Genomic DNA, 2,231 nt, shown 5'->3' with positions numbered 1-2,231 from the left:
CGCGTCACCCGCTCGGGCATGAACACGTCCTGCACCCGCGAGATCGGCAGGCCGAACAGCTGGCCGCCGATCACGGCGGTGACGAATTCGGACGCCGCGCCGTCGGTGGTCTCGATCTTGTTGCTGCTCATCGCACGCTTCTCCTGCTGGTCGTCACATCACGCCGCGCGCTTGGCGGCTTCGGCGCGTTCCCGCTCGTCGAACTGATCCTTCAACGACGCGATCAGGCCGGGACGGTCGAACTTGGCGATGTAGTCGTAGAGACCGGCCTGGCGGCCGCGCTCGACAGCGGCCGGCGAGATCAGCGACGACACCGCGATCACCGGCAGCTGATTGAGGTTCTGATCGGCGCGGATCGCCTCTGCGAACTCGAAGCCGTTCATCTCCGGCATCTCGATGTCGGTGACGACGATGTCGAAGGTGTGCCCCGAGCGCAGCGTGGCAAGGCCCTCGATGGCCGACGAAGCGGTGCGCACCTTGTAGCCGGCCGACTTCAGCACCGGCGCCAGCATGTTGCGGAAGAACGGGCTGTCGTCGACCAGCAGCACGGATCGGGTCAGCGCCTCCGAGCTCATCTCCTTGCGGATGAACCAGTCGGCGAACGCCATCGGCAGGAAGTGGCCGACGTCGATCACCTCGGTGGCCTGGCCCTTGATCACGGCCGAGCCGAGGATGCCGTCCCTGGCGCCGGAGACCTGGATGTGGAGCCGCTCCTCGACGATGTCGATGATCTCGTCGACCACGAGGCCCATCGCGCGGGTCTCGTCGGCGAACACCAGGATCGGCTGCGATCCCGAGGTCTGCACCGACACGCCTTCCATCTGCACCAGCGGCATCAGCTGGTCGCGATACTGAACCATGTAGCGATCGTTGCTGATCTCGATCTTGTCGGCCGCGATCTCCTCGAGGCGCGTGACCAGCGCCAGCGGCACCGCCTTCGGATGCGCCGTGCCGGCGCGGAACACCAGCAGCGAGGTGAGCTGCTCGCCGCCGATGGCGTGATGCGCGGCATGCTCGTCGGCGACCGCCTGCGAGGCGGAGCCGGCGGCGCCCAGCGCCTTGGCGATGCCGTTCGGATCGATGATCATGATGACCGCGCCATCGCCCAGGATGGTGTTGCCCGAGAACATGTCGATGTGACGCAGCTTGGTCGACATCGGCTTGACGACGATTTCCTCGGTGTGGAACACGCAATCCACCACGATGCCGAAGGTCTGGTTGCCGACCTGCGTCACGACGATGAAGCCGTTCTCCGGATCGGACGACGAGCCGTCGTCGATCTTGAGCAGCTTCTTCAGATGCATCAGCGGCAGCAGCTTGTTGCGCAGGCGGAGCACCGCAGTGTCCTTGATGCGCTCGATGCGGTGCTCGGAATTGGCGCGCGCGCGCACCAGCTCGACCACGGCCAGCTGCGGGATCGCGAAGCGGTCACCGCCGGCCTCGACGATCAGCGCCGAAACGATGGCCAAAGTCAGCGGGATCTTGATGGTGACCGAGGTGCCCTCGCCGGCCACCGACTTGATGTCGATGGTGCCGCCGATCTGGTCGATATTGGTGCGCACCACGTCCATGCCGACGCCGCGGCCGGAGACCGAGGTGACGGCGGCCGCCGTCGAGAAGCCCGGCTCGAAGATGAACTTGTGGATCTGCGCTTCCGTCATCTTCTCGAGCTCGGCCTCGGTGACGAGACCGTTCGCGAGAGCCTTGGCCTTGATGCGCTCGGTGTTGAGGCCGCGGCCGTTGTCGGCGATGCAGATGATGATGTGGCCGCCTTCATGATAGGCGGAGAGGCGGATCGTGCCCTGCTCGGCCTTGCCGCTGGCGGCGCGCTCGGCCATCGTCTCCAGACCATGGTCCGCCGAGTTGCGCACCATGTGGGTGAGCGGATCCTTGATGAGGTCGAGCACCTGGCGGTCGAGCTCGGTGTCGGCGCCGTGCATCTCGAGCTCGATCTGCTTGCCGAGTTCGGTCGCGAGGTCGCGGACGATGCGCGGCAGCTTCTGCCAGGCATTGCCGATCGGCTGCATGCGCGTCTTCATGACGCCTTCCTGCAGCTCGGCGGTGACGTTGGAGAGCCGCTGCAGCGGCACCTTGAACTCGGTGTCCTCGTTGCGGCGGGCGATCTCGAGCAGCTGGTTGCGCGTCAGCACGAGCTCCGAGACCATCGTCATCAGATGTTCGAGCGTGTCGACATTGACGCGGATCGACTGGTTGGCGACCTTGTCGCTCTC

The 2,231-nt window shown here is 65.8% G+C and carries 1 protein-coding gene and 1 pseudogene; both read right to left on the bottom strand.

Translation table 11 applies throughout. From position 1 onward, the window contains the following. Positions 1 to 131, bottom strand: a pseudogene (locus ACQR1Y_RS34610) (chemotaxis protein CheW); the annotation flags it as partial. A 27-nt stretch (positions 132 to 158) separates the two neighbouring features. Beyond that, positions 159 to 2,231 (bottom strand): hybrid sensor histidine kinase/response regulator (locus ACQR1Y_RS34605; RefSeq protein ID WP_434880143.1); only part of this gene is annotated, 2,073 nt, incomplete at its 5' end.

It is taken from the genome of Bradyrhizobium sp. HKCCYLRH3099 (assembly GCF_051167855.1).
Classification (GTDB): domain Bacteria; phylum Pseudomonadota; class Alphaproteobacteria; order Rhizobiales; family Xanthobacteraceae; genus Bradyrhizobium.
The sequence above is the reverse complement of the archived record's forward strand: the minus strand, read 5'-3'. Positions and strand labels throughout refer to the sequence as shown.